This window comes from Rhodoferax sp. WC2427 (assembly GCF_040822085.1).
Taxonomy (GTDB): domain Bacteria; phylum Pseudomonadota; class Gammaproteobacteria; order Burkholderiales; family Burkholderiaceae_C; genus Rhodoferax_B.
This window is the reverse complement of record NZ_CP162006.1, coordinates 4,137,244-4,158,386: the sequence shown is the minus strand read 5'-3', so window position 1 is coordinate 4,158,386 and position 21,143 is coordinate 4,137,244. Positions and strand designations below refer to the sequence as shown.

At 62.8% G+C, this 21,143-nt stretch carries 15 protein-coding genes; 8 read left to right on the top strand and 7 right to left on the bottom strand.

Annotated elements, in window-relative coordinates; all coding sequences use genetic code 11:
• The first annotated feature begins 71 nt into the window (after nt 1-71).
• From AB3G31_RS19365 to AB3G31_RS19355, 3 genes are read left to right on the top strand one after another with little or no spacing between them, the layout of a single operon-like run.
• The gene (locus tag AB3G31_RS19365; RefSeq protein ID WP_367847693.1) at nt 72-992 is read left to right on the top strand and encodes a 2-hydroxyacid dehydrogenase; all 921 of its coding nucleotides are present in this window, start codon (nt 72-74) and stop codon (nt 990-992) included.
• Nucleotides 992-1,483 (top strand): YbaK/EbsC family protein, encoded by a 492-nt coding sequence (locus tag AB3G31_RS19360; protein WP_367847692.1) that lies wholly within the window; start codon nt 992-994, stop codon nt 1,481-1,483. The genes AB3G31_RS19365 and AB3G31_RS19360 overlap by 1 nt, the downstream gene beginning before the upstream one ends.
• Entirely contained in the window at nt 1,480-1,716 is a 237-nt protein-coding gene (locus AB3G31_RS19355) for a DUF1289 domain-containing protein (protein ID WP_367847691.1), read from the top strand. Before AB3G31_RS19360 ends, AB3G31_RS19355 begins: the two co-directional genes overlap by 4 nt.
• Nucleotides 1,717-1,829: 113 nt before the next feature.
• Here the strand turns inward: AB3G31_RS19355 and AB3G31_RS19350 are convergent, their stop codons facing one another.
• The 6 genes from AB3G31_RS19350 to AB3G31_RS19325 form a co-directional block, all read right to left on the bottom strand.
• Nucleotides 1,830-3,557, bottom strand: coding sequence for a cation acetate symporter (locus AB3G31_RS19350; protein WP_367847690.1), 1,728 nt, complete (start codon nt 3,555-3,557; stop codon nt 1,830-1,832).
• Complete coding sequence (locus tag AB3G31_RS19345) at nt 3,554-3,862, bottom strand: DUF485 domain-containing protein (protein WP_367847689.1); 309 nt, start codon at nt 3,860-3,862, stop codon at nt 3,554-3,556. Before AB3G31_RS19345 ends, AB3G31_RS19350 begins: the two co-directional genes overlap by 4 nt.
• Nucleotides 3,863-4,031: 169 nt before the next feature.
• A complete protein-coding gene (gene pgaD / locus AB3G31_RS19340; RefSeq protein ID WP_367847688.1) occupies nt 4,032-4,490 on the bottom strand; it encodes a poly-beta-1,6-N-acetyl-D-glucosamine biosynthesis protein PgaD in 459 nt (152 codons plus the stop codon).
• Entirely contained in the window at nt 4,487-5,749 is a 1,263-nt protein-coding gene (pgaC, locus tag AB3G31_RS19335) for a poly-beta-1,6-N-acetyl-D-glucosamine synthase (protein WP_367847687.1), read from the bottom strand. The genes pgaD and pgaC overlap by 4 nt, the downstream gene beginning before the upstream one ends.
• A gap of 42 nt (nt 5,750-5,791) precedes the next feature.
• Nucleotides 5,792-8,038, bottom strand: coding sequence for a poly-beta-1,6 N-acetyl-D-glucosamine export porin PgaA (pgaA, locus tag AB3G31_RS19330; protein WP_367847686.1), 2,247 nt, complete (start codon nt 8,036-8,038; stop codon nt 5,792-5,794).
• A 205-nt stretch (nt 8,039-8,243) separates the two neighbouring features.
• The gene (locus AB3G31_RS19325; RefSeq protein WP_367847685.1) at nt 8,244-9,188 is read right to left on the bottom strand and encodes a PEP-CTERM sorting domain-containing protein; all 945 of its coding nucleotides are present in this window, start codon (nt 9,186-9,188) and stop codon (nt 8,244-8,246) included.
• 205 nt (nt 9,189-9,393) lie between these two features.
• Between AB3G31_RS19325 and uvrA the strand changes: the two genes are divergently transcribed.
• On the top strand, nt 9,394-15,303 hold the full coding sequence (gene uvrA, locus AB3G31_RS19320) for an excinuclease ABC subunit UvrA (RefSeq protein WP_367847684.1): 5,910 nt from the start codon (nt 9,394-9,396) through the stop codon (nt 15,301-15,303).
• A 228-nt stretch (nt 15,304-15,531) separates the two neighbouring features.
• On the top strand, nt 15,532-16,752 hold the full coding sequence (locus AB3G31_RS19315) for a PEP-CTERM sorting domain-containing protein (protein ID WP_367847683.1): 1,221 nt from the start codon (nt 15,532-15,534) through the stop codon (nt 16,750-16,752).
• Nucleotides 16,753-16,853: 101 nt separating this feature from the next.
• On the opposite strand, the gene AB3G31_RS19310 is transcribed toward AB3G31_RS19315, so the two are convergent.
• Nucleotides 16,854-17,345 (bottom strand): Lrp/AsnC family transcriptional regulator, encoded by a 492-nt coding sequence (locus AB3G31_RS19310; RefSeq protein ID WP_367847682.1) that lies wholly within the window; start codon nt 17,343-17,345, stop codon nt 16,854-16,856.
• 120 nt (nt 17,346-17,465) lie between these two features.
• On the opposite strand from AB3G31_RS19310, the gene AB3G31_RS19305 reads away from it, so the two are divergent.
• From AB3G31_RS19305 to AB3G31_RS19295, 3 genes are all read left to right on the top strand, one after another.
• Complete coding sequence (locus tag AB3G31_RS19305; RefSeq protein ID WP_367847681.1) at nt 17,466-18,509, top strand: histone deacetylase family protein; 1,044 nt, start codon at nt 17,466-17,468, stop codon at nt 18,507-18,509.
• A 94-nt stretch (nt 18,510-18,603) separates the two neighbouring features.
• Nucleotides 18,604-19,446, top strand: coding sequence for an SHOCT domain-containing protein (locus AB3G31_RS19300; RefSeq protein ID WP_367847680.1), 843 nt, complete (start codon nt 18,604-18,606; stop codon nt 19,444-19,446).
• A gap of 313 nt (nt 19,447-19,759) precedes the next feature.
• Nucleotides 19,760-21,070, top strand: coding sequence for a sugar ABC transporter substrate-binding protein (locus AB3G31_RS19295; protein ID WP_367847679.1), 1,311 nt, complete (start codon nt 19,760-19,762; stop codon nt 21,068-21,070).
• Nucleotides 21,071-21,143: the final 73 nt, after the last annotated feature.

The following is a 21,143-nucleotide window of genomic DNA, read 5'->3' as shown; positions in this document are numbered from 1 at the left end:
CAAATTCTAGGAGTTTGCCGACACGCCAACAGACACAATACGCGGCAAATCTGAAACAAAGGGAAACTTGGATGCGGATCGCTTTATATAACCCCGATGGGGTGGCGCAGTTCTGGATCGACGGTCTGCACGCCGTCTGGCCCGAGGCCGAGGTGGCGCTGTGGAGCCCCGGCAGCCCTGCGGCGGATTTCGCCATCGCCTGGGCACCGCCGCAGGCATTTTTCGACGAACAGCCTCACCTGCAGGCCGTCTTCAACCTGGGCGCGGGTGTCGATGCACTGATGCGCTTGCGCATTCCCCCGCAGACCCAGGTGGTGCGGCTGGAAGACGCGGGCATGGCGGTGCAAATGGCCGAGTACGTGTGCCACGCGGTGCTGCGGCACTTTCGGGGGCTGGACGCGTACGAGGCCGATGCCCGCGCCGGGCGCTGGCGCAAACAGGCACCGGCGGTGCACGGCGATTTTCCGGTGGGCGTGATGGGCCTGGGTGTGCTGGGCACGCGGGTGGTGCGGGCCTTGCAGGGTTTTGAGTTCCCCATCAACGCCTGGAGCCGCCAGCCCAAGGCCTTGGACGGGGTGCGCTGCTTTGCCGGAACGGAGCAGCTGGATGCGTTTCTGGCCGCCAGCAAAGTGCTGGTCTGCCTGCTGCCGCTGACGGTGGACACGCAAAATATCCTCAACCAAGACACCTTGTCGCGCCTGCAGCCGGGCGGCTATGTTGTCAACGTCGCGCGTGGCGCGCACCTGGTGGATGCCGACCTGCTGGCGCTGCTGGACCGCGGCCACCTTGCCGGGGCCACGCTGGACGTGTTTCGCACCGAACCATTGCCGTCCGAGCACCCTTTCTGGCGCCACCCGAAGATCCACATCACGCCGCACATATCGGCGCGCACGCTGGACGCAGAGAGCCTGGCGCAGATCATCACCAAGCTGCAGGCATTGCCGCAAGGCCTGCCGGTGGCGGGCGTGGTGCAACGCGAGCGGGGTTATTGATGTGTGGCGCTGAACTCAAGCCCCTGCCGGAAGGCGTGCGGCGCGTGGCAACGCAATTGCAGGCGCAGGGCCATCCCCACCTTCCCCGCATGCTGGACGATGCGGCCCGCACCGCGCAGCAGGCGGCCGATGCGCTGGGCATTGCGGTGGGGCAAATTGCCAAGAGCATTATTTTCCGCCGGGTGTCCGACGGTGCCGCGGTGCTGGTGGTGACCTCGGGCGACCGGCGGGTGGACGAGCAGAAAGTCACCTCGCTGGTGGGGCCGGTGGGGCGGGCCGATGCAGCGTTTGTGAAGGCCCGCACGGGCTTCAGCATCGGCGGCGTGGCCCCGGTGGCGCACGCCCATGCATCGGTGACGTTGATCGACCGGGAGTTGTTCCGGTTCGGCCAGATCTGGGCGGCTGCCGGGCATCCGCACGCGGTGTTTGCGCTGTCCCCCGACGACCTGGTGCGGCTGACGCAAGCGCCGGTGGCGGATGTGGTGGTATGAGTACTATGGATTTGATAGCTGCTCACGCCGTTGCCATAAGCACAGGGAGCCTAAAAGATGCTGAAGTGGCGTCGCCTTGTGTGGGTGTCTGCCAAATGGATGCGGTGGGCCAGTTCTGTACAGGCTGCCTGCGCACGTTGGATGAAATCGGTGCTTGGCGTACCTTGGATGGCCCGGGCCGACTGGCGGTGTGGGCCCTGATTGCCCAGCGCGCTCCTTTGGCTTCCGGTTAAAACGCAAAAACCGTTCGGGCCGGTCTGGCCGAATGGATTCGACCCGACCCGCGCAAACGGTTTTGGATGGCCCACCGAGAATGCTCTCGGAGGGCCATGGTGGCAGGGGCGTTTTAGTGGCCCGACGCGCCCGATGCACCGAACCCGGTTTCCGAACGCACTTGCTGCGACTTGAAGGCATCGCGCTCTTTGGCGGCTTGCGGGCTGCGGTCCAGGACCGAGAACAGCCAGATGCCGAAAAAGCCGATGGTCATGGAGAACAGCGCAGGCGAGGTGTAGGGGAACAGGGCCGAGCCCTTGGCGTAACCCAGCGTGACTTCCCACACCGCAGGCGACACCACGGTCAGGCCCACCGACGAGATCAGGCCCATGAAGCCACCAACCACCGCGCCGCGGGTGGTGCAGTCTTTCCACAGCACCGACATGAACAGCACGGGGAAGTTGGCCGATGCTGCAATCGCGAAGGCCAGCGACACCATGAAGGCGACGTTTTGCTTCTCGAACGCAATGCCCAGTGCCACAGCCACGATACCCAGCGCCACGGTGGTGATGCGCGATACCTTCAGCTCGGATGCGCTGTCGGCCTTGCCCTTTTTGAACACGGTGGCGTACAGGTCATGCGACACAGCAGAGGCACCCGACAGGGTCAAGCCTGCAACCACGGCCAGGATGGTGGCAAATGCGACGGCGGAGATGAAGCCGAAGAACACGTTGCCGCCCACTGCCTTGGCAACCAGCACAGCTGCCATGTTGCTCGATCCGCCGCCGCCCTTGATGATGCCCTTGGCAGTGTCTGCGAACTCGGGGTTGGTCAATACCAGGGTGATGGCACCAAAACCGATGATGAAGATCAGCACGTAGAAGTAGCCAATCCAGGTGGTCGCCCACAGCACGGATTTACGGGCTTCCTTGGCGTTGGGTACGGTGAAGAAGCGCATCAGGATGTGCGGCAGACCGGCGGTACCAAACATCAGCGCCATGCCGAAGGAGATGGCCGAAATCGGGTCTTTCACAAAACCACCAGGCCCCATGATGGCCAGGCCGATCTTGGCCGCCGCGTCCGGCATCTTGCCGTCGTTCAGGGCGAACTGGGTCTTGACTTCCACCGCCTTGGCAAACAGTGCCTCGGGGCTGAAGCTGAACTGCGCCAGCACCATGAAGGCCATAAAGCTCACCCCCGCCAACAGCATGCAGGCCTTGATGATCTGCACCCAGGTCGTGGCCGTCATGCCGCCGAACAGCACGTACACCATCATCAGGCCGCCCACGATCACCACCGCCAGCCAGTAGTCCAGGCCGAACAGCAGTTTGATCAGCGCACCCGCACCCACCATCTGGGCGATCAGGTAGAAAGCCACCACCACCAGCGTGCCCGAGGCCGCAAACATGCGGATCGGGGTTTGCTGGAAGCGGTACGCCGCCACGTCGGCGAAGGTGAACTTGCCCAGGTTGCGCAGGCGCTCGGCCATCAGGAAGGTGATGACAGGCCAGCCGACCAGGAAGCCGATAGAGTAGATCAGGCCGTCATAGCCGAAAGCCATGACAGTGGCGGTAATACCCAGGAAGGACGCTGCCGACATGTAGTCGCCTGCGATCGCCAGGCCGTTCTGGAAGCCGGTGATGCCGCCGCCTGCGGTGTAGAAGTCAGAGGCCGACTTGGTCTTGGCGGCCGCCCATTTGGTGATGAACAGCGTGGCGACCACAAAGATCGCAAACATGCTGATGGCCACCCAGTTGGTGGGCTGCTTGTCGACCTGGCCCAGGTCGCCGCCGGCGGCCATGGCCGCACCGGCTGCCAGCACGAGCGCCAAGGCGCCCACGGATTTCAGGATGGCTTTCATTTGGAGACATCCTTCAGGATTTCGGCGGTCAGGCGATCGTATTCGCCGTTGGCGCGGCGTACGTAGATGGCGGTGATCAGCACGGTAAATACGATCACGCCCATGCCCATGGGAATCCCGAGGGTGGTCACGCCTGCGCCCAGGGGTGTGGCTAAAAACGGCTTGTCGAACGCGATGAGCGCGATATAGCCGTAATAGACCAGCATCATCAGCGCAGAGAGCAGCCAGCCGAACCGGGTGCGCTTGCGTTTGAGCTCGTGGTATTTGGGATTGGCCTCTATTCTGGCCACGATCGGATCCGTCATGGTTGTCCCCTTTTGTGTATGTCAATCGAACCGCCGACAGGACGACATATCGTTCTGGCAGTGGAATGAGTGTGCGCAGGGGGGCTGACCGATAGCTGACGTTTCTGGCCTTGAAACGGCTTTTGGGGAGGGGGTTTTCCCGCCCTCGGGGCGGGTTTGGCGGGGCGCTTTAGGCCCGCGATACCCCAGTCGACTCAACCCGGGTGATGTTGCCTTGGTCGTCGTGGTGCACGGTCACAATGGCGTGGTTGCGCCAGTTGTCAATCGCGGTGCTGGGGTGGTTGATGAGGTCGCCCATGGCAGTGGCCGACGGGGCCTGCATTTCCTGGCGGCGGTCAATACCCCGAAAGCGCAGGTGGTTGTAGGTGGCCCACAGCAACAAGGCACCGCCCATGATGCCAATCACCAGGCAGTAAATCGCCAGCAAGCCCATGAAGGTTTTGTAGCCGTCCAGCTCGAACATATAGAGCTGGAAACGCTGGCCGAAAAACAGCCAGGCGACCAACGTGATGAGCGGCATCCACAAGAATATCCAGAGCATCCAGAACAGGGCGGTGAGTGCGCCAAACATGGCTTTCTGTTGCCAGACCTGCAGGTCGGGGCGGTCGATGATCAGCGGTGATTTCATGGTTGCAACCCCCGGTCCGGGCTTTTCCAGGTGGCGCGCTGTTTGCCGCGCAGCAGCACCTTGGGCACAGCCACCAGGGTGGTGAAGACGTTCAAAATCCAAAATGCCAGCGGATACCAGATCATCCAGTAGTAGTAGCGGCCCAGGCCTTTTTCGTAGCGCGCATCCAGCGCCATGCTGACGGCAAATTGCAGCAGGCAGGTGCTGCCGATCACCAGGCCATTCCATTCAGGCAGCAGGGTGTCGATGACCAACGCAGGCGGCAGTTGGACAAAGTGCTTGAGCGTCCACAACGCGAATACCACTGCCATGGTGTAAGCCCAGAGCACGCTGGTGAAGTACTCCAGGTACACCGGCAACATGCGCCGGTGCCGCCAGCGGCCGAACAAACCGTTCTGGCTGAACAGCACCTGCGTGCCGCCCATGGACCAGCGCAGGCGTTGCCGCCACAAGCCACGCAGGGTTTCAGGCATCAGAATCCAGCACAGGGCGTTGGGCTCAAAGCGCACATCCCAATGGCGCATTTGCAGCCGCCAGCTGATGTCGATGTCTTCGGTCAACGCATCCGGGTTCCAGTAGCCCGCGTCGTGCAATGCCGCGCGGCGAAAGCACACCATCACGCCCGACACCGTGAACATCTTGCCGTAGGTGCGCTGAGCGCGCTTGATCAGGCCGATGATGGACGAGAACTCGCCCACCTGGATGCGGCCGATCAGCGTCGAGCGGGTGCGAATGCGGGGGTTGCCCGATACCGCGCCGACGCGGGGGCTATTGACGAGGTGCCGCATCATCCAGTGCAGGCAATGGGGATCGACCAGCGAGTCGCCATCGACGCACAAAAAGTAGTCGTATTTGGCCATCATGGCAGCGGTGTTCAGGCCCACGGCCTTGCCCTGGTTTTTGGCCAGGTGGATGACGCGTACGCGGCTGTCCTGGCGGGCAAGGGCATCCAGCATCTGGGGCGACGCATCGGTGCTGCCGTCGTCGATCAGCAGGATCTCGAAAGTGGGGTAATTGATGGCCAGCAGGGACTCTACTGTGTCTTCGATGTTGCTGGCTTCGTTGTGGCAGGGCACCAGGATGCTGACCGGGGGGTACTCTGTCAGCCCAGGCGGCTGGTCGTACGGCGGGTCGTTGCACTCGTAGTGGAAATAGTAATACAGCCCGCCGCACATCCACAGGTAGGACATGAACAGCGGGTAGTAAAACGTGAAGTCGAACAGCATCTGGATGGCAGAGCCGGAGAGTAGATGGTCCAACTCAGATCTCCTGAAATTGCGCCGGTAGGCAGGGGGTCATGGTCAAAATCTCCAGTTCAGGGTCGCGTCGATGTAGCGGCTGGTTTCAAACTTGCCGTCGTAAGGGAAGCGCCGAGCCCCGATACCGTAGCGCAACGATCGGTCAGGGCCGAACTGCCATTCGTGTTCGTAGTGCACGCCATAAAACGGGTTCCAGCCGTAGGTTTTCCCGTAGCTGGCGCTGCTGCTACCGTCACCGCTTTGCTGTCGGTACAGGCCCACGGATACCGCTATGCGTTGGTTGAAGCTGCGCTCGTAGTGCCGCCAGGTCAGCCAATCGGCCGCCAGGGTTTCGGAGACAGCAAAGTCGCGCCGGGGGTTGAAGTACACCGCATCCCGCAGGCTGTTGGCGCTGGTGTAGGCGGCGGTCTGCAGGTCCAGCGTACGGCCATAGCCGCTGTACAAGCGCTCGGACCAGCTGGCGGCCAGGGCGCTGCGCTGGTTGCCGTCGTTGAAACGGTAGCTGGAGATATCGGCGGCCACGCGGCGCGATTCGTTCCAACGGTAGGCCACGCCGACGGTTTTTTTGTCGGCGTGCAGGTAGGTGGGGGCTCCGAGGTTGGACTCCACATCCGGCACCCGGCCTTTGAGTGGGAAGTCGTTGGTCTGGCTTTCGTAACGGCCTCGCAGGGACAGGTGGTCATTGACCTGCCAGTTCACACCCACGGCACCCACGGCATCGCGACCGTTGCGCAGATCGGTGCCCGCTTCGACGGTGGCTTGCAGGTCGCGCCGGGTCCATTCCAAACCCACACCGCCGCGTTCATGGCTGGCAGAGCCCTGGTAGAGATGCGCACTGTCCCACCACCATTGGGCGCGGGCCAAATGGTGCGTGGCGAAGATGCGCAGCCCTTGATCGTTTTGGCCGCTGTACAAGGAGGTTGACCATGACATGTCGTCATTGCCGGTCACCTGGCCACTGCCAAAACCCCAGGTCGCGCTGCTGGTCAAAAAGGGGCGTTGTCGGCGCTCCCATGCGCGCAGAAGGCGCTGTACAGCAGGGTGTTCTGGGGCTTCGGCTTGCAAAGCCGCCACCATCTGCGCGGCTTCAGCGATATCGCCCTGCGCCCATACGGCATCGGTCAAACCTATGCGGGCCTTGGTGTTGGCAGGGTCAGCCGCGAGGACTGCGCGGTAGCGTTCGGCAGCAGCACGGGGCAGGCCGCGTTGCGAGAGCAGATCGGCCTGGTCCAGCCACAGGCCCACGTCGTCAGGGAATTCAGCGTGGAGCTGCGCCAGAGCGGCGGCTGCGGGTGGGATCCGATCGGCAAAGCGCAGGGCCGACACCTCGGTCCGGCGCGCGGCGACGCTACGCTGGGTCGCTTCCAGGCGTTGCTGCACGATCTGCTCCATACCGGGAAAGTTCTCGGCTTCCAGCTCGGCATACATCAGGCCGGTTTGGGTACCACTATTGCCGGGATCGGCTGCTAGTGCACGCTGGTACAAGGCCCGGGCTTGCTCAGGCTGGCGCAGGGCCATCAAGGCATCGGCAGCGGCGGTCAGTGCATAGGCGGGCAGGGGATCGCCCTCGGCATCCAGGGCCTGGAATTCGTTCCACGCCTGGGCGGATGTGCCACGCGCCTGTAGGCCGACGATGTGGTCCAGGCGCAGTCGGCGTGCAATCCCCATTTGGTGGGCCGTGATGGCCTCGCGGGTCAAGGCGCTGTTGTCGGCCAATGCTGCGTCCATCGGCGCATAGCGGGCCAGTGTGAAGTCGGTGTCCAGCACGGCCATGGCCGCCCGGATATGCGCGCCGTTCTGCGCCTGCTCGGCAGACCAGTCGCGGCTGGGTAGGGTCGGTGGTGCCGCAGGTGCCGTTGGTGCAGACGGTGCCAGGGCCACGGGGGCTACCGGGAACTGTTGGGCTTGCAGAGACATGACCAGGCCCTGGGCTGCATCGGCATCGCGGGGGTGGCGCGCCAACAGGCTACGGTAGGCGGCCTCTGCCCGCTGTGGATGCCCCGCGTTGAGGGCCGATTTGCCGATGGCCGACACCACGTAATCTGGCACCTGGGTGGTGAAGCCGACGGCCTGGCTGGCGGCCAGTGCCTCGGCGTGCCGGTTGGACCAGCTCAACACGGCTATCCAGTCGTAACGGTAGGCGGGACTGTAGGGATGCTGCTGCACCAGCCGCTCCAGCATGGGCAAGGCGGCATCGAAGCGGCCGGCACGGGCATTGGAGATCGCCTGTTGGTAGGCGTTGGGAGGCTCGGAGATGGTCTGCGCACCACCGGTGAGCGACGTAATCACCAAAGCTAAAAATAGCGTCGTTTTTGGAGTTTTTATTCCCATAGGATTCAATTCAGACTGCTGATGCACACCAAGATAGCTTGGAAAGTGTGCCGGGTTTCGTTGCGGCTTTGTGTTTTTGTGCTTCTAACGTTACAAAAGATATTAGATGCGTGAAAAAAAATGCGCCCGTCGCGCAGAGCGAACGGGCGCACAGTAGGGGGCGTTAAACGGCGGCGCGGTGGGCGGAGCGACGGCTTTTGCGTGAGCCCCACAAACCCAACAGGCCCATGCCGATCAAAGCGATACTGCTAGGTTCTGGCACGTTGTTGTAGAGCACGTTGTTGTCGATCACCGACCAGGCGGTGGCACCCGGGCCGCGCCATCCCAGGTCGATCACACCCGCTTCTTCGCGGTTGAAGTAGCTCAGGTCGATGCCGTAGTAGCCCATGCCCAGGTTGACGCCGGTGCTGCCGTTTTCGTTGGCCAGCGAATACATGTCGCGGCCCGGACTGCCTACGACCGAGTTGTGGGCCATCGCCAGGCTGGTGCTATTGGCGCCCAGCAGGTTGAACAGAAAACCATCGTCGGCAAACACGCCAAAGTCGTACACACCGGCTGTGGCCACGTAGATGTAGCCGGTGAAGATGGCTGCGTAGTTTTGCTCACCTGCGCAGGCGGTCGTGGTTTCGGTGCTGACGCTGCAGCTATTGGCACCGCCGACGATGGGAGTTAGCGTGCGGTTGTAGTCAGGGGCCCAGGGATTGCCATAACCCCCGCTGCTGACGGTGTTGTTATAGATGTTGTTTGAATAGCTGACGGCGCCCAGGGTGCTGGCGGTTGAGGTGACATAGGGGTTGTTGCCTGCGGCCATGTCGGCAATGTCGGTGGCGGCCCAGATACCGGAACCCCAGCTGAAATTCTTGATGGCATCGGTTTGGCCATAGCGGCTGGAGGTCGGGTCGGTTTCGGTGTAGCTGTAGTTACTGAAATGGGCGGTGTTGTCGACCTTGTACCAGGTGCCCGCCAGGCCGGCGCCGCTGCCGCTGGGAGTGCCACCGATATTCAGGGGATCCAACGTCGGCAGGGCGTGGGCTGCGCTGGAAAACGCCAGGCCCGCACCCACGCAGGCTGCTACCAGGCTGAGCTTTTTTAGGGTAAGTGTGTTCATGGTTTTCTCTTTTCCGTGTAGATAACTTTGTATGCAATGAATTATCTTTTTTTTTGAAAAATGCAATGTGTTGTAGTTCACGGCGAATGCTGTTTTGTAGGCAGTCTGTGCACACTTTGTGAGGGATGCGCCTAATAACCCCAGGCAGTGGGCGCTGGTATGCCCTCCCTACAATGGGCCGCCTTACCCCCAGAGCACCGCACTTATGACCCAGGGAACCATCCGCATCCGCGGAGCGCGCCAGCACAACCTCAAGAACTTGGACCTGGATATCCGCACCGGCGAGCTCACGGTGGTGACCGGCCCCAGCGGGTCCGGCAAGTCCAGCCTGGTGTTTGACACCTTGTTTGCCGAAGGCCAGCGGCGTTACGTGGAGACCTTCTCGGCCTATGCGCGCCAGTTCCTGGACCGCATGGACAAGCCCGCCGTGGACAAGGTGGAGGGCGTGCCCCCGGCGATTGCCATCGACCAGACCAATCCGGTGCGCTCCAGCCGCTCCACCGTCGGCACCATGACTGAGCTGAACGACCACCTGAAGCTGCTGTATGCCCGCGCCGGGTCGCTGTTTGACAGAAAAACCGCCTTGCCCGTGCGGCACGACACGCCCGAGAGCACCTACGCCGAGCTGTGCGAACGCGCGGCAGCGGCGCAGGACCCGCGTCTCGTCCTCACTTTTCCTGTCGAGCTGCCTGGCAACACCAGTGCCGAAGAGGTGGCGCAATGGCTGTCGGCCAGCGGCTTCACCCGGGTGCAGGCCGAGCGCGAGGTGGCGGTTGACGCACCCGCCACGCCCGCCAAAGCCAGCAAAAAAGCGACAGTGGCCCCTGCCACCCGCAAGGTGTTGGACGTGGTGGCCGACCGGTTTCGCATAGCGGGCACCGAAAAAGCCCGTGCACTCGAAGCGATTGAAGTTGCCCTTAAGCGCGGGGGCGGGCGTGTCAACGTCTACGTGTTGTCTGCGGACGAAGCGGTGGAGCCGCTGCTGTGGAAGTTCTCTACCGGCCTGCATTGCGCCGAAAGCGATGTGCGCTACACCGACCCGATTCCGTCGATGTTTTCCTTCAACTCGCCCGTGGGGGCCTGCGAAACCTGCAAGGGTTTTGGCCGCGTGATCGGCGTGGATTACGGGCTGGTCATCCCCAACGACAAGCTGACCCTGCGCGCCGGGGCCATCAAGCCCATGCAGACGCCCGCCTGGCAGGAGTGCCAGGACGACCTGATGCGCCACGCCGAGGCTGCCGGCATTCCGCGCGACACGCCGTACTACAAGCTCACGCCCGAGCACCAGCACTGGGTGATCCACGGTTCGCCGAACTGGAACGGCAAGTGGAACCAGCACTGGTTTGGGGTGAAGCGCTTTTTCGAGTACCTGGAAACCAAGTCCTACAAGATGCATATCCGGGTGCTGCTGTCCAAGTACCGCAGCTACACCACCTGCCCGGCCTGCGAGGGCGCGCGGCTTAAAACCGAGAGCCTGCTGTGGCGGCTGGGCAGCGTGGACGATGCGAATACGGTGCTGGACCCGGCCAAGCGCCACCTGCCGCAGGGCGTGTCGTGGAGCCGTGCCCAGCTGGAAGCCTTGCCCGGCCTGTGCCTGCACGACCTGATGCTCTTGCCCATCGACCGGCTGCGGCGCTTCTTCGACCTGCAAGCCGACCGCATTCTGGGCGGCCGTGCAGAACGCGGCGGCAAAGGCGGCGGCGACGAGCAGGCGCTGAAGCTGCTACTGGACGAGATCACCACCCGCCTGAAATACCTGTGCGACGTGGGCATTGGCTACCTGACGCTGGACCGGCAAAGCCGCACCCTCAGCGGCGGCGAAGTGCAGCGCATCAACCTCACCACTGCGCTGGGTACCTCGCTGGTCAACACCTTGTTTGTGCTGGACGAGCCCAGCATCGGCCTGCACCCGCGCGACATGCACCGCATCATCGAGGCCATGCAGCGCCTGCGCGATGCGGGCAACACCCTGGTGGTGGTGGAGCACGACCCGGCGGTGATGTTGGCGGCCGACCGCATGATCGACATGGGCCCTGGCCCCGGCGAGCGCGGTGGGCAGATCGTGTTCGACGGCAGCACGCATGATTTGCGCAGCGCCGACACGCTGACCGGTGCCTACCTGGGTGGCCGCAAGACCATCGGCATGGGTTTCAAGAAACTGGTGACCGACAGCACGCCCCGCCTGGTGCTGGAAGGCGCGCGCGAGCACAACCTGCAAAACGTGTCGGTCGAATTCCCCTTGCAGCGGCTGGTGTGCATCACCGGGGTCAGCGGCTCCGGCAAGTCCACGCTGATCCAGGACGTGCTGGCCCCGGCCTTGCTGCGCCACTTTGGCAAAGCCACCGATACCCCCGGCCTGCACGATCGCCTGCTGGGGGCCGACTTTTTGAGCGACGTGGTGTTTGTGGACCAGTCGCCCATCGGCAAAACCGCCCGCTCCAACCCCGCCAGCTACGTGGGGGCCTGGGATGCCATCCGCGAAATCTTTGCCAACGCGCCTGCGTCACGGCAGCGCGGCTACACCGCCAGCAAGTTCAGCTTCAACAGCGGCGATGGCCGTTGCCCCACCTGCGGCGGCTCGGGCTTTGAGCACGTGGAAATGCAGTTTTTGAGCGACGTGTACCTGCGCTGCCCGGACTGCGACGGCAAACGCTACCGCCCCGAAGTACTGGAGATCACCATTGAGCGCCGTGCCGTGCAAGATGCCCGGCTGGTGGCCTTGAACGTGGCCGATGTGCTGGACCTGACGGTCAGCGAGGCTGCTATTATTTTTGAAGGTGACCGTGACGTACTACGGGCGCTACAGCCGATTGTGGATGTAGGCCTGGAATACGTGAAACTAGGCCAGCCCGTGCCTACGCTGTCGGGCGGCGAAGCCCAGCGGTTGAAGCTGGCGGGCTTTTTGGCCGAGGCCGCCAAAAGCAGCAACCGCCAGCCGCTGGCCAAAAAAGGCACGCTGTTTCTGTTCGACGAGCCCACCACCGGCCTGCACTTTGACGACATCGCCAAGCTGATGCGGGCGCTGCGCAAGCTGCTGGATGCGGGCCATTCCCTGGTGGTGATCGAGCACAACCTCGACGTGATCCGCGCCAGCGACTGGCTGATCGACATGGGCCCCGAGGGCGGCTATGGCGGTGGCCTGGTGGTGGCCGAAGGCAAGCCCGAGGACGTGCGCCACCACCCCACATCGCACACCGGCGCGGCCCTGCGCGAGTACGAATCCACCCTCGGCCTGGGCCTGCAAGTGGCCTGTGAAATGTCGCCCGCCTGGGCCAACAAGGTGGCCAAGCTGGTGCCGCCCAATGCGATCCAGATCGTCAACGCCAAGGAGCACAACCTCAAGTCGCTCAGCGTGGACATTCCGCGCGGCCAGTTCAATGTGGTGACCGGCGTGAGCGGCTCCGGCAAGTCCACGCTGGCATTCGACATTTTGTTCAACGAGGGCCAGCGCCGCTACCTGGAGTCGCTCAACGCCTACGCCCGCAGCATCGTGCAGCCCGCCGGTCGGCCCGAGGTGGATGCGGTCTACGGCATTCCGCCGACAGTGGCTATCGAGCAGCGCCTGAGCCGGGGCGGGCGCAAGTCCACCGTGGGCACCACCACCGAAGTGTGGCACTTCCTGCGCCTGCTGTATGTGAAGCTGGGCACCCAGCACTGCATCCACGACGGCACGGCGGTACAGCCGCAAACCCCGGACAGCATTGCCGCGCAGCTACTCAAAACCTTCCGCGGCCAGCACATCGGCCTGATGGCCCCGCTGGTGCTGAACCGCAAGGGCGTGTACACCGAGCTGGCCGACTGGGCCCGGCCGCGCAACTACACCCACCTGCGGGTGGACGGCGACTTCTTGCCCACCACCAACTTCCCGCGCATCGACCGCTTCAAGGAGCACACTGTCGAGTTGCCAGTACTGAGCCTGGACGTGAACCCCGGCAGCGAAGCCCGCCTGCGCGAAGGCCTGATGACGGCGCTGGAGCACGGCAAGGGCGTGGTGCATGTGCTGGTCAACATCGACGGGCTCAAGGCCGCGATGGATGCGGGCGAGCCCACTGCACACATCGGTCGGGTGATGGTGTTCTCCACCAAGCGCGCCTGCCCGGTGTGCAGCACCAGCTATGCCGAGCTGGACCCGCGCCTGTTCAGCTACAACAGCAAGCACGGCTGGTGCCCCGACTGCGTGGGCACGGGCGTGAAGCTCACCCGCGACCAGCGGGCCGTGTTTGACGACTCGGTGCGCGCCGACGACACCGGGGGACGTGAGCAAACCTTTGCCGAGCCCGAGGTGGAAGACCTGCACGATGTTGCCTGCCCCACCTGCCAGGGCACCCGCCTGAACGCCACCGCCCGCGCCGTGCGTTTTGCCGGGGTGGGCATTACCGACCTGGCCCGCCTCAGCGTGAGCGACATCCGCGTCTGGGTACAGGCCCTGCAAGTAGCCGGGCAAATGAGCCAGCGCGAGGGCGATATTGCCCGCGACCTGGTGCCCGAAATCCAGAGCCGCCTGGAGTTTCTGGAAGAGGTGGGCCTGGGCTACCTGACCCTGGACCGGGGCGCGCCCACCCTGAGTGGTGGCGAAGCCCAGCGCATCCGCCTGGCCGCGCAGCTGGGCAGCAACCTGCAGGGTGTGTGTTACATCCTCGACGAGCCCACCATCGGCCTGCACGCCCGCGACAACCACATCCTGCTCAACGCCCTGCACACCCTCAGCAGCAAGGGCAACACCCTGGTGGTGGTGGAGCACGACGAGGACACCATCCGCCGCGCCGACCACATCATCGACATCGGCCCCAGCGCAGGCAAGCGCGGCGGGCGGCTGGTGGCACAGGGCAGCGTGGCCGATATCTCGGACGCGGCAGAGTCCGTCACCGGCCGTTACCTGCTGCACGCCATGCGGCACCCGCTGCAGGCGCGGCGCACCGTGGACGCGTTTGACGCGGCGGCGGTGGCGCTGCCGGTGGCCGATCTGCCCTACGTGGCCCCCACGGCCAAGAGCAAGGCGGCTGCCAAGAAAAAAGCGGCTGCAGAGCCCGAAGCGGTGGCCGTGGCCGAGCCTTTGCAGTGGCTGGTCGTCACCGGTGCCACCATGCACAACCTGCAAAACGTCAACGCCTATGTGCCCTTGAAGCGGCTGGTGGCCGTCACCGGGGTCAGTGGCTCCGGCAAGTCCACGCTGGCCCGTGACGTGCTGCTGGCGAATGTGCAAACCGCAGTCGTCCAGCGTTCCACCAAAGCGGGTCGTGAGAGCTGGGCCGCAGGCCAACACGCGCCCTGGCTGGGCTGTGCCGACGTGGCGGGCTTCGCCGCCATCGACCGTGTGCTGGAAGTGGACCAAACCCCCATCGGCAAAACCCCGCGCAGTTGCCCCGCCACCTACATCGGCTTTTGGGACACCATCCGCAAGCTGTTTGCCGAGACGCTGGAAGCCCGCGCGCGCGGCTATGGCCCGGCACGCTTTTCGTTCAACACCGGCGAAGGCCGCTGCCCCAGTTGCGAAGGCCAGGGCCTGCGCACCATCGCCATGAGCTTCATGCCCGACGTGAAGGTGAAGTGCGAAACCTGCCATGGCGCACGCTTTAACCCCGAGACGCTGACCGTCACCTGGCGTGGCAAAAGCATTGGCGACGTGCTGCAAATGGAGGTAGACGAAGCCGTCGATTTCTTTGCCGTGATGCCGGTCATCGCCTACCCACTGCAACTGCTGAAAGACGTGGGCCTGGGCTACCTGACCATCGGCCAGCCGTCGCCCACGCTCAGTGGTGGCGAGGCCCAGCGGATCAAGCTGGTGACCGAGCTGGCCAAGGTGCGCGACGACATCACCAAGCGCGGCCAGAAAGCCCCGCACACCCTGTACGTGCTGGACGAACCCACCGTGGGCCTGCACATGGCCGACGTGGAAAAGCTCATCCGCGTATTGCACCGCTTGGTCGACGGCGGCCACAGCGTGGTGGTGATCGAGCACGACCTGGACGTGATCGCCGAGGCCGACTGGGTCATCGACCTGGGGCCGGACGGCGGCAACGGTGGCGGGCGGATTGTGGCCGCGGCGGCACCGGAGGCGGTGGTGCGGCTGGGTACGGCCACGGGCGTGGCGCTGCAACCGGTGTTGGCACGGTAGCAGGCCTGGGCTGGGCTACTTTGGGCAGCGGCGGGGCACGGGTTTCTCTGGTACCGGGAGGGGTCTTTCAGGGTTTTCAGGGTGTCGAAAATCCATACAAATTTCCCGATGGCGGAGCCTGTTTTTGTGGAAGATCATTGTATACATTGGTTTTTTTAAGTTGGCGTAGGTTATGCGGTTGTGGCCGGCCCAAACGGGAATAGACGGCCAATAGACAAGGACTACGCCATGACAAACCAACTTACATTCGACAGGAACTTTCTACCCGCTGCCCTGCAGCGATCGCGGGTCGCCGGTAGGTGCAAAGCGCTATGGCGTTTCGCCGCCGTGGCAGCAGCCTGTTGGGCTGGCGCATCTGGAGTGGCTTTCGCTGTGCCAACCATCGATCTCAATAGCCTGCAATACGTGCAATACGGCGACGCCCAGACGTATTCGATGCCCTTCAGCATCATCGACCAATGCGGGGGATCGGCATCGGGTTGCCAATACAGCGTGGACTCGACCGCCGGGGCCATCAAAGACTTGATCGTGGTGGCCACTGGGTCCTCGGGTGGGCCAGTGACCACCAACGTGTCGGGTATGGACAACGCTTTCGCAACGCCCAGCGGGGTGAGTGGATCCACCTTTTTTCGTACCGAAACCGCTACCAGCCTCGGGGAAGACAGCAGCGTTAATTTCAATGGGGCCAATACCTGGGATGCATCCCTGGCTTCGATGAAAACCTTTCTAGCGGGCAGCCAACTGGTCGCATTTTTCAATAACAACCAGATCAACAGCCAAGACGGTTCCACCCAAAGCCTGGCAGCCTGGGCCCAGGTGTCGATCACCGATAAAACGGGTGCGTTGGTAGGTGTGTACGACTTCACCAATGACGGCGGGAAATATGCGCTGTTTTCTGAAGGTGGCGGCGGCCAGTTCAATGGCGATGTGACCTCGTACACCTCGGGCGGCTTGGGCGATCCCTTGGCGGGAACCAATGCGTCGACCGACTATATTTATTCTGGTGGTGCCGTCTGTCGGATGGCCGGGACACCGGTGAGTTGTTCAGCCCCACACGACGAAGGTCCCGTCTCGCACAACCTCGGGGCAGACCATGCGGCGTATGCCATTTTGTTCCCCGAACTGAATGCGCAGTTGAGCACCCTTTTTTCCAGTGTCAGCGATGCCGACCTGGCTTTGTTCACCTTGCATCTTGATGTGCGCTTGGGTTGCGACCCAGGTACCGCTGCTGTCGATTGCACGGGAACATCTACGTCGCCCAATCGCAGTTTGAACAATGGCTACGAGCAAATATTCCTGGGCTCTGCAGCGGCCTTGATCTGCTCCGCAACCGACCCGAATTGCAACAATGTGCCGGAGCCTGGCAGTCTGGCATTGCTGGGTTTGGGTTTCTTTTTGCTGGCCGCCCCCCATATCCGGCGGCGGGTGCACACCATGCGCATGCACTAGGCCAGTGGCTGCTGCGGTGGTAGTAGCTTAGTTCTGCTATCAAATAAAGAGCTTCTTGCGCTTATGGAATAAGCGCAAGAAGCTCTTTTTGTTTATATCTTTCAGTTGGAGTCCAGCACCGGCAACTGGTGTGATGCCTTGACCTGCCGCAGTGCCAGGCTGGAGTGGATTAGGCTGACCCCCGGCATGCTGCGCAGCACGGTTTCCACGAAGTCGCTGTAAGCATCCAGGCTGGGTGCGACCACCTGCAATAGGTAGTCGGCCTGGCCGGTGACCTTGTGGCAGCTGAGTACCTCGGGGCGCTGCTGGATGGCTTCTTCAAAGTGTTGCACCGATGCGCCGGTAACCACGCCGAAGGTCAGTTGCACAAAAGCCAATATGTCCAGCCCGAGTTTGCGGCGGTCCAGGTTGGCCTGGTAGCCGGTGATAAAGCCCGCGTCTTCCAGGCGCTTGAGCCTGCGCCAGCAGGGCGTGACGCTGAGGGCGACCTGCTCCGCCAACTGCGGCGTGGACAGCGTGCCGTCTTTTTGCAGGAGTCGCAAAATAGTGCGGTCTGTGCTGTCTAGTGCGTGTGTGGAGATGATCGTACCCATTTGAGGCCCTTAAATGCGCTTTTCATTGCGCATGGTAGCCCTGTGCGGTGCGATAAAGCAAAGCTATTTCAGCGGCCTGGCGGCATACTTTGGGCTCTTTGGCATGGAAAGAAACCCCGCATGATTACCGTCTATAACCACCACCACGCCCTGCACCAGGGCAAGCTGGAAATGTTCCGGGGCCAACTGGTCCCTTGCTTCGAGGTGCCCGCCCGGGCCGACGATGTGCTGCAAGAGTTGCAGCGCCGCCAACTCGGCGAGGTGCTGGCACCGCAGGACTGCGGGTTGGCTCCCCTGGAGCGCATCCACAGCCCGCGCTACCTCGATTTTCTGGCCGGGGCCTGGGCCGAATGGGTGGCGTTGGACCCGGCCAATGCCGAGCGCGATGCGCTGCCTTCGGTATGGCCGGTGCGCAGCTTTCGCAGCGATGTGCTGCCCGCCAACTTTTCGGCACGCATGGGGCTGTTCTCAATGGACGCGGGCACACCGCTGACCTCGGGCACCTGGGCTGCGGCCTACGCCGGGGCCTGCTGTGCAGTGACGGCCGCGCAAATGGTTAGCGGTGGTGCGCGCAGCGCGTTTTCGCTGAGCCGCCCGCCGGGCCACCATGCCGGGGCCGACTTTTTCGGCGGCTACTGCTTTTTGAACAACGCGGCCATTGCCGCCCAGGCGCTGCGCGACGCGGGTATGGCCAAGGTGGCGGTGCTGGATATCGACTACCACCACGGCAACGGCACCCAGGCCATCTTTTACGACCGTGCCGACGTATTCTTTGCCAGCGTGCACGGCGACCCGCACACCGAATACCCTTTTTACCTGGGCTACGCGGATGAGACAGGGCAGGGCGCGGGGCTGGGGGCGAACCTGAATCTGCCCTTGCCGCGCGGCACCGGCTTTGCGCGCTGGCGCGAGGCGCTGGCCCTGGCACTGCAGCGGATTGCGCTGAGCGGTGCGCAGGCCCTGGTGGTGTCGCTGGGGTTGGATACGTTTGAGGGCGACCCGATTTCGGGCTTTCAGCTGCGCAGCGAGGACTATTTCCGCGTGGGCGAAGACCTGGCGGCTACCGGCCTGCCCACGGTGTTTGTGTTTGAGGGCGGATACGCGGTGAACGCGCTGGGCACGAATACCGTCAATGTGTTGGAGGGTTATGCCCAGAGGGCATGAGGCCGTGGACTTTTATACACCCTATTTCACGCCCGGACTGGTAGAGTGATCTCCTTAGTGGTTTCCACTGTTGCACTCTTTTCAGGTTACTTATATGCGCCAACTCTCCCCCGCAGGCCAGCAGGCCGTCAACGAAATTGCCCAGCGCCAGGGTTTTAGCACCAACGCGGTGGAATCCATGCTGGAGTCGGTCATCAACGGCAATGGCAGCATGGCCCAGTTCAACCACCCGGAATTTGGCGGCGGCGGGCAGTGGATGGCGGGCGGCATGACCATGATTGGCGACATGTTCAACGGCTATCTCAAAGGCCGGGTCGACAACCTGTGCGGAGAGCTGGCCCGCCTGATCAGCAACCAGCCCGACCTGCTGCGCAGCGGCAGTTTCCAGAGCCAAAGCCAGAACGGCAGCACCCAATACAACGGCTCTAACGCCTCCTATGGTTCGGGCGATGGCAATAGCCTGTTTGCCCCCGCGCCACCCGACTGGTGGGGCGCAGACTTGCGTTTCCCCAATAGCACCGGCGGCCAAAATGACATGCGCTACGCTTACTTTGCGCAAGCCCATCGCCTGGCGATCGACTTGGGCGGCCAGGTCACTGTGTACGACACCCTGGACCACAGCATCGGTGGCGTGTCGCAGCAAAGCAGTGGCTATGCGCCCCAGTTCAGCAGCCAGTACGGCTACGTGAACCTGTCGCAGTTGCCCGTGGTCAGCATCAACGGCATGGCTCCCGCGCCAACGCCCGCGCCTGCGCCCCTGCAGGCTCCGGCTTTCACTGGCAACAACGACAGCAGCTACAGCAACAACAACGTCGGTTCCGCCAACGCAGGCGACGTGTTTGCCAGCATCGAAAAACTGGCTTCTTTGCAGGCCAAGGGCATCCTGACCCCGCAAGAGTTTGCGACCAAAAAAGCCGAGCTGCTGAGCCGTTTGTAAATCCCAATCCCGGCCTCCGCAGACCCTTGCCAGGGCTTGCGGGGGCTTTTTTTTATGGGCACCGCAAACCCATACCCAGTACGGCCAGCACGCGGCAAGCCTGCGGCAGCGGGGGAGGCATCCGCCCTAACCCTTAAATACAGATACTTTTATCTATGGAATAAGGGTTTTTACTAGACTTCTATCGCATCAAAGTACAAGAACTAGCCTTTTGGGTATTGTTGTTTGCACGGGCGCACTCCTACGATAGCGGCACCGATCAAGTGCATCGCATGTGCTTGCGGAATTCGTCTAAAACCCCAGGAGACACTCCATGAAATTGAAATACTGCGCTGCCCTTGTCACTGCGATGTTCGCTTCCGCCAGCGCATTTGCTGCCACGGAATTGGTCATTGCCACCGTGAACAACGGCCACATGATCACGATGCAAAAGCTGACCAAGCACTTTGAAGCCGCGAACCCCGGCATCACAGTCAAGTGGGTGACGATGGAAGAAGCCGTGCTGCGCCAGCGCGTTACCACCGACATCGCCACCAAGGGCGGCCAGTTTGACGTGATGACCATTGGTCTATACGAAGCACCTATCTGGTCCAAAAAGGGCTGGTTGGCTCCCATCGTGACCGATGCGGCCTATGACGTGGACGACATGCTGCCCGCCATCCGCAACGGCCTGTCCATGGAAGGCAAGCTGTACGCAGCGCCGTTCTATGGCGAAAGCTCGATGACCATGTACCGTGCCGACCTGGTCAAGGCGGCCGGTCTGACCATGCCAGCCAACCCCACCTGGGCAGAAATGGCCAACATCGTGGCCAAGATCAACGACCCAGCCAAGGGCGTGTATGGTCTGTGCCTGCGCGGCAAGCCAGGCTGGGGCGACAACATGGCTTTCCTGAGCACCATGGTCAACACCTACGGCGGTCAGTGGTTTGACATGGCCTGGAAGCCACAAATCGACACCAAGCCTTGGCACGATGCCATCAACCAGTACGTCGACCTGATGAAGAAGTACGGCCCCCCCGGCGCTTCGGCCAACAGCTTCAACGAAAACCTGGCTTTGATGAACGAAGGCAAGTGCGGCGTGTGGATCGATGCCACCATCGCAGCTTCGTTCGTGAGCGATCCCAAGCAGTCCAAAGTGGCTGACAAGATGGCTTTCACCCAGGCGCCCCAGGCTGTGACCGCCAAGGGTTCCAACTGGCTGTGGTCGTGGAACCTGGCCGTGCCTGCGTCCAGCAAGAAGCCAGCGGAAGCACAGAAGTTCATCACCTGGGCCACCTCCAAGGACTACGTGAACCTGGTGGCCAAAGAAGAAGGCTGGAACGCAGTGCCCACCGGCACCCGCAAGTCCACCTACGCCAACCCCGAGTTCCAGAAAGTGGCCAAATTCGCCACCGAAGAGCTCAAGGCCATCAACAGCGCCAACCCCAACGACAGCACTTTGCCCAAGTCGCCGTACGTGGGTGTGCAGTACGCTGCCATCCCTGAGTTCCAAGCCATCGGTATCGCTGTAGGCCAGCAAATGAGCGCGGCTTTGTCGGGCAAGGTCACGGTCGATGCGGCGCTGAAGACCTCGCAAACCGCGGCCGAACGTGAAATGACCAAGGGCGGTTACTACAAGAAGTAAGGCTCTGACCGGGTGCGTGGAAGGGTAGCGGCCCCGGCGGCTACCCCCCACTGCCCCATGGACCGGCTTGCGC

Coding starts and splice junctions, on each gene's coding strand:
- AB3G31_RS19365 (WP_367847693.1), top strand. CDS start 72: ATGCGGATCGCTTTATATAACCCCGATGGGGTGGCGCAGTTCTGGATC.
- AB3G31_RS19360 (WP_367847692.1), top strand. CDS start 992: ATGTGTGGCGCTGAACTCAAGCCCCTGCCGGAAGGCGTGCGGCGCGTG.
- AB3G31_RS19355 (WP_367847691.1), top strand. CDS start 1,480: ATGAGTACTATGGATTTGATAGCTGCTCACGCCGTTGCCATAAGCACA.
- AB3G31_RS19350 (WP_367847690.1), bottom strand. CDS start 3,557: ATGAAAGCCATCCTGAAATCCGTGGGCGCCTTGGCGCTCGTGCTGGCA.
- AB3G31_RS19345 (WP_367847689.1), bottom strand. CDS start 3,862: ATGACGGATCCGATCGTGGCCAGAATAGAGGCCAATCCCAAATACCAC.
- pgaD (WP_367847688.1), bottom strand. CDS start 4,490: ATGAAATCACCGCTGATCATCGACCGCCCCGACCTGCAGGTCTGGCAA.
- AB3G31_RS19325 (WP_367847685.1), bottom strand. CDS start 9,188: ATGAACACACTTACCCTAAAAAAGCTCAGCCTGGTAGCAGCCTGCGTG.
- uvrA (WP_367847684.1), top strand. CDS start 9,394: ATGACCCAGGGAACCATCCGCATCCGCGGAGCGCGCCAGCACAACCTC.
- AB3G31_RS19315 (WP_367847683.1), top strand. CDS start 15,532: ATGACAAACCAACTTACATTCGACAGGAACTTTCTACCCGCTGCCCTG.
- AB3G31_RS19310 (WP_367847682.1), bottom strand. CDS start 17,345: ATGGGTACGATCATCTCCACACACGCACTAGACAGCACAGACCGCACT.
- AB3G31_RS19305 (WP_367847681.1), top strand. CDS start 17,466: ATGATTACCGTCTATAACCACCACCACGCCCTGCACCAGGGCAAGCTG.
- AB3G31_RS19300 (WP_367847680.1), top strand. CDS start 18,604: ATGCGCCAACTCTCCCCCGCAGGCCAGCAGGCCGTCAACGAAATTGCC.
- AB3G31_RS19295 (WP_367847679.1), top strand. CDS start 19,760: ATGAAATTGAAATACTGCGCTGCCCTTGTCACTGCGATGTTCGCTTCC.